The organism is Clostridium sp. CCUG 7971, from assembly GCF_017590215.1.
Taxonomy (GTDB): Bacteria; Bacillota; Clostridia; order Peptostreptococcales; family Peptostreptococcaceae; genus Faecalimicrobium.
On the sequence record NZ_JAFFPK010000102.1, the window covers coordinates 1 to 8416 of the forward strand.

8 protein-coding genes are annotated in these 8416 nt (G+C 30.0%); all 8 read left to right on the top strand.

Features of this window, described 5'->3' with window-relative positions; translation table 11 throughout:
- Window positions 1-207 precede the first annotated feature (207 nt).
- Window positions 208-1947, top strand: coding sequence for a methyl-accepting chemotaxis protein (locus JWF52_RS13040; protein ID WP_353654944.1), 1740 nt, complete (start codon window positions 208-210; stop codon window positions 1945-1947).
- Window positions 1948-2085: 138 nt separating this feature from the next.
- Window positions 2086-4248 (top strand): chemotaxis protein CheA, encoded by a 2163-nt coding sequence (locus tag JWF52_RS13045; RefSeq protein WP_208333983.1) that lies wholly within the window; start codon window positions 2086-2088, stop codon window positions 4246-4248.
- 118 nt (window positions 4249-4366) lie between these two features.
- The gene (locus JWF52_RS13050) at window positions 4367-5452 is read left to right on the top strand and encodes a protein-glutamate methylesterase/protein-glutamine glutaminase (protein WP_208333984.1); all 1086 of its coding nucleotides are present in this window, start codon (window positions 4367-4369) and stop codon (window positions 5450-5452) included.
- A gap of 17 nt (window positions 5453-5469) precedes the next feature.
- Window positions 5470-6084 carry a chemotaxis protein CheC gene (locus JWF52_RS13055; RefSeq protein WP_208333985.1) on the top strand — a complete coding sequence of 205 codons (615 nt, stop codon included), beginning with the start codon at window positions 5470-5472 and terminating at the stop codon, window positions 6082-6084.
- Between the two features lie 26 nt (window positions 6085-6110).
- The gene (locus JWF52_RS13060) at window positions 6111-6581 is read left to right on the top strand and encodes a chemotaxis protein CheD (protein ID WP_353654945.1); all 471 of its coding nucleotides are present in this window, start codon (window positions 6111-6113) and stop codon (window positions 6579-6581) included.
- Between the two features lie 18 nt (window positions 6582-6599).
- Entirely contained in the window at window positions 6600-7082 is a 483-nt protein-coding gene (locus JWF52_RS13065) for a chemotaxis protein CheW (RefSeq protein ID WP_208333987.1), read from the top strand.
- The gene (locus JWF52_RS13070) at window positions 7066-7875 is read left to right on the top strand and encodes a CheR family methyltransferase (RefSeq protein ID WP_208333988.1); all 810 of its coding nucleotides are present in this window, start codon (window positions 7066-7068) and stop codon (window positions 7873-7875) included. The genes JWF52_RS13065 and JWF52_RS13070 overlap by 17 nt, the downstream gene beginning before the upstream one ends.
- 23 nt (window positions 7876-7898) lie before the next feature.
- Entirely contained in the window at window positions 7899-8252 is a 354-nt protein-coding gene (locus JWF52_RS13075) for a response regulator (protein ID WP_042276406.1), read from the top strand.
- The last annotated feature ends 164 nt before the right edge of the window (window positions 8253-8416 follow it).

Here is an 8416-nt window from a genome sequence, read left to right on the forward strand (position 1 = left end):
GAAAACTTTGAATTAAAAGATACAAATGGATCTAGAAGAAATATCAGTTTCAATAGCGATGAAACTGATTATTTTGCAACAAATGAATAATATAGAAACTTTAGACATTTGATTCGGACATAATTGTTAAATAAGGCATTTTATAGATAGTTTTAAAATGAAGTTAAATATTTAAATAATACCTAAAGGTATTTGGGAGGAATAAGTGTGAGAAACTTAAAAATTGGTAAAAAATTAGGATTATCTTTTTTGATTTTGATGATGATAACATCATTTGCAAGCTTTTATACGCTATTTAACTTGAAAAAAGCAGGAAACTTAAGCCATGATTTATTTAAAGGCCCTTATGAAGTAACAAAAGAATCAATGGCTATTCGTTCATATGTAAGTTCTATTGGAAATAATATTAGTAACTCAATCTATGCAGATCATGTTGCAAAAGATAATAAAGTAGTAATTTTAAATGCATTTGAAAATGTTGAGAAAAGTATAAAAGTAATTCGTGAGTCTTCTAGAACTGAGGAGAAGTTAATTAAGCCTCTTGAAGATTCAGTATCTGAATTAAGAAAAGAATTTGAAAGAATTTATGCAGTTATAGAAGGTGAAGGATATAAAGAAGAAGCAAAAGAAATAGAAACTAAAGCAGAGGGGCAGCTTGTACAAGTTTATAATAAGTGCGCAAAAGATGCACTTAATCTTTATGAAGATGCAGAGGTAAAAGGCGTTGAATTTGATAAACAAGTGCAATCTACTGTAAAAATAGCATTTTTTATTTCTAGTGCAATTGTATTAGTTAGTATTATAGTAGCAGTTGTTGTAAGCATATCTATAACAAAAAGTTTAGGAGATCCAATTAAAGAAATAGAAAAAGCTGCAAATAAAATGGCTGAAGGCGACTTTGATATTAACATTGACTATGAATCAAGGGATGAATTAGGATCTTTATCAAATAGTATGCTTGAAATGAGCAACAAAACTAAGGAAATTATAAATGATACAGTTAACGTTTTAAGTGAAGTTGCATCAGGTAACTTCAACGTTGAACCTGAAGTAGAATATATAGGCGTATTTAAAGATGTTGAGCAATCAATAAATAAAATAACGAATGATTTAAGTGAAACAATGTCACAAATAAATGTAGCTGCAGAAGAAGTCGGAGCGGCATCAGATCAAGTAGCTGGTGGATCACAAATGTTATCACAAGGAGCTACTGAACAAGCAAGTGCAATTCAAGAATTATCTGCAACTATTATAGAAATATCTGACAAAATCAAAGACACTGCGGATAATGCTAGAAAAGCTAATTCTTTAACAGTAAGTTCAGCTCGTCAAGTTAAAGATGGAAATGAACAAATGAAACAAATGGTTAAAGCAATGGAAGAGATTTCATTTACTTCTAATGAAATAGGAAGAATTATAAAAACAATAGATGACATAGCATTCCAAACAAATATATTAGCATTAAATGCTGCTGTAGAAGCAGCTAGAGCAGGTTCTGCTGGTAAAGGATTTGCTGTTGTTGCTGATGAGGTAAGAAACCTTGCTGCTAAATCAGCAGAGGCTGCTAAAAATACAGCTACACTTATTGAAAACTCAATAGAAGCAGTTGATAAAGGAACTAAGATTGTGGATAACACAGCTGAGTCACTTCAAAAGATAATAAATACAACTAGCAGAACTACTGTATTAGTTGATGAAATAGCAAAAACATCTGAAGAAGAGGCTAGTGCAATTACTCAAGTTACATTAGGAGTAGAGCAAATTTCAGAGGTAGTACAAACTAATTCTGCAACATCAGAAGAAAGTGCTGCTGCTAGTGAAGAACTAAGTGGACAAGCACAAATGTTAAAATCACTTATTGAGAATTTTGAGTTAAAAGATATAAATAATTCAAGAAAAAATATAAATTTCAATAGTGATGAAACTGATTATTTTGCTATGAATTAATATTAATGATACGTAACAGTATGTTATAATTTATAAATTTAAAAAATGGAAGCCTTTATGCTTCCATTTTTGAGAATTAAATTTAAATATAAAATAAATAGCAATCTATTATATTTAATTAATAAAAGGAGAAAAGATATGAGCGGAGTAGATTCTTTAACTGAATTTTATGTACACGAAAATATGCAGTTATTAGAGCAATTAGAAGAAATTTTACTTGTAGACCAGTTAGATACTGGTGGATTAGGAAAAGAAGCAATTGAAGAAATCTTTCGTGCAATGCATACGATTAAAGGCTCTTCGGCCATGATGGGATATGATAGTTTAACAAAGCTTACTCATAGTATAGAAGATGTTTTTGATGAAATACGTAGTGGGCTTGAACTTTCTAGCAGTAAGTGGGAAGAAGTCATTGACGTTGTATTAGCAATTATTGATTTTCTAAAAGAAGAAATGTTAAATGTACAAGATGGATTGCTTCCAGAGGCAAGTATCGATGAATTACATGAAAGAGCTTCACGTTTATTACATAATGACGATGAAAATAATGATGAAAATAAAGCACTACAAATAGAATTACCTAAAGATGCTGAAAATAATTCAGATACACAAATAGCTGGCGAAAAACAATTTTGTATAAAGGTTTTATTCGAAAGCGGATGTGGTATGGAAGGTATTAGAGCTCTTGGTGTAGTTACTAATATTCAAAATTTATGTTCTATTTCAAGAACTATACCTGAAGATTTAATGATGGATTGTGATGATATTATAGTTAAAGATGGCTTTACTGTATATATAAAAACAACGGAAGAAAAGTCTGTACTTGAAAAAGCTATTGAGGAGACTATGTTTTTAAAAAGTTTTGAAATCACTGAAGTTACAGAAGAAACTCAGCAACAAGATGTTTCTAATGTAGAGAGCTCAAATGATAGTCAAGACTCTGTAGATAAAGAAGTAGAAGTTATTAATGAGGTATTAGAGCAAAATATTAAAGAAGAAATTGTACAACAAGAAGCACCAAAACAAGAAGTTGTACAACAAGAAGCACCAACTAAGAAAAATGAAGAAGTAGAAATCGTTAATAAGGCATTAAAAAAAGAAACTAAAGAAGAAGGTAATCAACAGCATGTGCATAATAAAAATAGTTATTTAACTGTAAATATTAATAAGGTTGATACACTTATGAATTTAGTTGGAGAAATTGTAACTACTGAATCTATGGTAGAAAAACAATCGCAATTAGAAAACTTTGATCCAGATAGTTTTGAAAAACAAGCAAGAAGATTGCATCAATTAACAAACGAATTACAAGATGTAGTTATGTCTATTCGTATGGTTCCGATTTCTTCTACATTTACTAAAATGCAAAGAGTTGTAAGAGATATGAGTAAAAAGACTGGTAAATCAGTAGACCTTAAATTAATTGGTGAGCAAACTGAGGTAGATAAAAATATTTTAGAAAATATTTCAGATCCTTTAATGCACATGATAAGAAATAGTATGGACCATGGTATCGAGACACCTGAAGAACGTAAAAAAACTACAAAACCAGAAAAAGCAACTGTTACATTAGAAGCAAAAAATACTGGTGGAGATGTTGTAATTATTATTAAAGATGATGGTCGAGGATTAGATAAAGAGACTATTGTTAAAAAAGCAATTGAAAAAGGAATTACAAGTAAAAGCATTGAAGAAATCAGCGATAAAGAGGCTTATAACTTTATATTAGCACCAGGATTTTCAACAAAGAGTGCTGTAAGTGAGTACTCTGGACGTGGTGTAGGTATGGATGTTGTTTATACAAATATACGTAAGTTAAGAGGTTCTATTAGTATAGACAGTGAAAAAGGAAAAGGTACTATGATTGTACTTCGTATCCCATTAACACTTGCTATTGTAGATGGTATGAAAGTAAAAATAGATGATGAAATATATATTATTCCATCACTTAATATAAAAGAAGTATTTAGACAAGGTGCTTATGAAATTGTTCAAAATCCAAATGGAGAAGAACATAGTATCATTAGAGGCAATTGTTATGAAATACGCAGATTATCAAATATATTAGAAATAAATGAAACTAAATCTGATGAAGGTATTATGATTTTAGTTGAATCTGAAATGGGAAATGTATGTATGATTGTAGATAGTATTATAGGGCAACAACAAGTTGTAATTAAGCCAATACCTACATTAATAACGCAGTTTGAAAAAGTTCAATCTTATATGTCAGGTTGCTCTATTTTAGAAGATGGTTCTATTAGTTTAATATTTGATGTAAACGCCATTATAAATAGGTAAATGGCACTAGTTAATAAAATCGACATAATTACTATAGACGAAGCTGCCAAAATTGCTTAAAAATTATGGGGAAACTGTGTAGTAATATAGCACAAGCATTAAAAAGGAGAAATAGTCTATGGAAGATAATAAAAAGATAAAAGTGTTGGTAATCGATGATTCTAGCATGTTTCGACGCATTATAGCTAAGTATCTTCAAGAACACCCAGAGTTGGAAGTTGTGGCAACAGCTAAAGACCCATATGATGCTAGGGATAAGATAATAGAGTTTAGACCGGATGTATTAACACTTGATATAGAAATGCCGGGTATGAACGGAATTGAATTCTTAAAAATTATAATGAATCAGTGCCCTATTCCTACAATTGTTATTAGTGGAGTTGATGGGAGATGTTTTGAAGCCATAAGTGCCGGCGCTGTTGGATTCGTTGAAAAGCCAAGTTCGAGTACTATGAACGAATTTTCTAACGATTTGGCATCAAAAATTAAAGAAGCTTCAGTTGCTAAATTGGATAAAAAGAAATATGCAAAAACGAACTCTTCTCAAGTTAATAAATCAGTACAAAGAAAAAGTACATTTAATAGTGAAAATATAAGAAGAAGAAATGATAAAGATATTATTGCAATAGGGGCATCTATGGGTGGTGTAGAAGCTGTTGCTAAAGTAATAAGTCAATTACCTTTAGGATTACCACCAATTGTAATTACTCAACATATGCCACCAGTATTCACTAAAAGGTATGCAGAGCGCTTAAACAAAGAATGTGTGATAAATGTATTAGAAGGAAAAGATGGACAAGAATTGTTAAGTGGACATGCATACATTGCCCCTGGTGGATTACAAATGGGTATTGCAAAGAAAAATAATAAATATGTATTAGAAATCAAAGGAGGAGAAAAGGTTAGTGGTCATTGTCCTTCAGTAGATTATTTATTTCAATCTGTAGCAAAAGTAGCAAAAGAAAATGTTATAGGTGTTATTTTAACTGGAATGGGTTCTGACGGAGCTAAAGGATTACTTGATATAAAGGAAGCTCACGGATATACCATTGGTCAAAATAAACATTCTTGTGTTGTTTATGGAATGCCGATGGCTGCGAAGAACCTTGGAGCAGTTGAAAAAGAAAGCTCTTTAGAAATGATTCCAAATGTAATATTAAATCAGCTAAAGAGAAGACAATCAACAGTAAAATCTAAAGATTAGATAGAAAGTAGGTATGTATGAAATTTGAATGTGATAAATTGAATGTATTTCGTGAAATTAGTAATATAGGTTCAGGTAATGCATCAAATTCATTAGCTATGATGTTAAATGAGCTAGTTGATATAGGTCTTCCTAAAAGTGATATGGTTAATTTTTCAGATATAACTAATAGTTATAGCTCTCCAGAAGAGTTAGTTGTAGGAACTGTTTTACAACTTTCAGGAGATATGGAAGGTTTTATTATGGTTATTATGGAAATTGATTCAGCACTGAATTTATTATCAAAAATTACTGGAAATGAAATTACATGTGATAGAAATGATTACAACTCAGTTTGCGAAGAATTAAATTCAATAGGTGAAGTTTGTAATATACTTTGTGGAACATATTTAACTGCAATATCAGATATGACAGGTTTAAGTATAAATCCATCAATTCCTTACTTTAGTGTAGATATGGTTATGGCAATTATGAATTTACCTATTTCATTATATGGTCCAGTAGCTGACACAATTTTATGTATTGAAACAGACTTTTTCACTACAGACCACAAAATTGATGGAAAATATTATTTTATTCCTAAAGTTGAATCATGTAAAAAACTGTTATCTTCATTAGGCTTTGTTGATTAGGAGACTAGCTAATGGAAAATATAATAGTGGGTATAGCAGACTTTAATATTGTAAAGGCACCTAATCAAATTAAGACCATTGGACTTGGATCTTGCTGTGGCGTGGTAGTTTACGATGAAATAAATAAAATCGCTGGATTAGTTCATATTTTGCTTTCTGACTCGAGACATGACAAAAGCATAGTAAACAAGGCAAAGTATGCAGATACGGGTATTACTTTATTACATGAAGAAATGAAAAAAGTTGGTGCAAACCCTAGATTTATGAGAGCAAAGCTAGCTGGTGGTGCACATATGTTTAGTTTTAAAAATACACCTAATAGTATATTTACTATTGGCGAAAAAAATGTAAAGGCATGTAAAGAAACATTAGCTAAGCTAAATATTCCTATTGTTTCTGAAGATGTACTAGGTTCTTGTGGAAGAACTATTGTTTTTGATACTGTTACAAGTAAGTTACGTATCAAAAGCGTTGGAAAAAATGAAAAAGTCATTTAAAAGGATGGTGTATTATTTATGAATGCAAATGATGAGATAATAGACAATAAAATAGATGATTTGTATATGGTATTTGTTATAAATAATCAAAAATATGCATTATCATCAAAATATATTATAGAAATTATTGAAATGTTACCCATAACGAAAGTTCCATTCCTTCCTAAGTATATGAAAGGGATTATAAATTTAAGAAGTACAATTATCCCTGTAATGGATGCTAGGATGAGATTTGATATGGATCCAATTGAATATAATGAGAGAACTTGTATTATTATAATTGAAAATAACATGGATCAAATCGGATTAATAGTTGATGCTGTAAATGAAGTTATTCATATTTCACCTAATCAAAGTATGAAAATGAATTCAGATAAAGATGAATCTAAGCAAAACTTCATAAAAGGCGTTAGTGAAATAAATGATGAAATCCAGTTAATACTAGACTGTGACTCATTAGTACAAATTGTAGAGGATATAAACGATGGAATTAACGAATAAAGACTTTGTACGATTAAAAAACTTTATGTATAATAATTATGGGATAAATTTGGAAAAAAAAAGAACGTTAATTGAAACACGACTAGTATTGATGGTAAAGCGTTTAGGATTTCCTGATTTTAAAAGTTATGTAGACAGTTTGATGAAAGATAAAACAGGAGAGCAAGTATCAGCTTTAGTAGAAAAACTAACAACGAATTTTACATATTTTATGCGTGAGGATCAACATTTTGAGTTCTTAAAAGAGGAAGTATTATTGCCTAATTTTAAAAAACCACCAATTGGAGGAATAAAAATTTGGTCTGCAGCTTCATCTACGGGAGAAGAACCATATTGTATTGCCATGTTAGTATCGTCTATCTTGGGAAAAAGCTCAAAATTAAGAGTGTCTATAACAGCATCAGATATTTCTAATAATGTATTGAAGCAAGCAAAAGCAGGTATTTATTCTGAAGATAAAATATCTAAATTACCAGAATTATGGGTGAAAAATTTCTTTCAAAAGGTAAATGATAAAAATTATGCAATTACTAAAAATGTTAAAGATTTAGTTGAATTCAAATATTTTAATTTAAATAACCACATAGGTTGGGAGAAGCGTAAATACGATGTTATCTTTTGTAGAAATGTTATGATTTATTTTGATAATCCTACAAAGCAGGCATTATGTAAAAAATTGTATGAAGCTCTTAAGCCAGGAGGATATTTAATAATTGGTATGTCAGAGAATTTATCTAATTTAAAAACAGATTTTGAACGTGTAAAACCATCAGTATATAGGAAAAAATTATAATTGATGAAAATGGAGGAAATATTATGAAAAGAGTATTAATAGTTGATGATGCAGCATTTATGCGTATGTCTATTCGCAATATGCTTCAAAATTATGAATTTGAAATAGTTGGAGAAGCAGAAAATGGTTTAATGGCAATTGAAAAATATCAAGAATTACAACCAGATATAGTAACAATGGACATAACTATGCCAGAAATGGATGGACTAGAAGCGTTAAGAGAGATTAAAAAGATCGATCCAGGTGCGTCAATTGTAATGGTATCAGCATTAGGACAAGAAGCGAGAATGAAAGAAGCAATTATCTACGGAGCAAAAGGATTTATTGTAAAGCCTTTTAAAGAAGAGATCATTGTATCCGCTTTATCTAAACTGTAATCTATTTTTATAATAGCTAATTGAGTTTAGATTATATATAAAGGCTTAGTATCATAAAAGTAAGATGTTTATGCATCTTACTTTTATGATACTAACCAAATTATAGCAAGATATCTATATGATACATCAAACCCCCTATTAGTTTCTAATTTAGAAGTTAATAG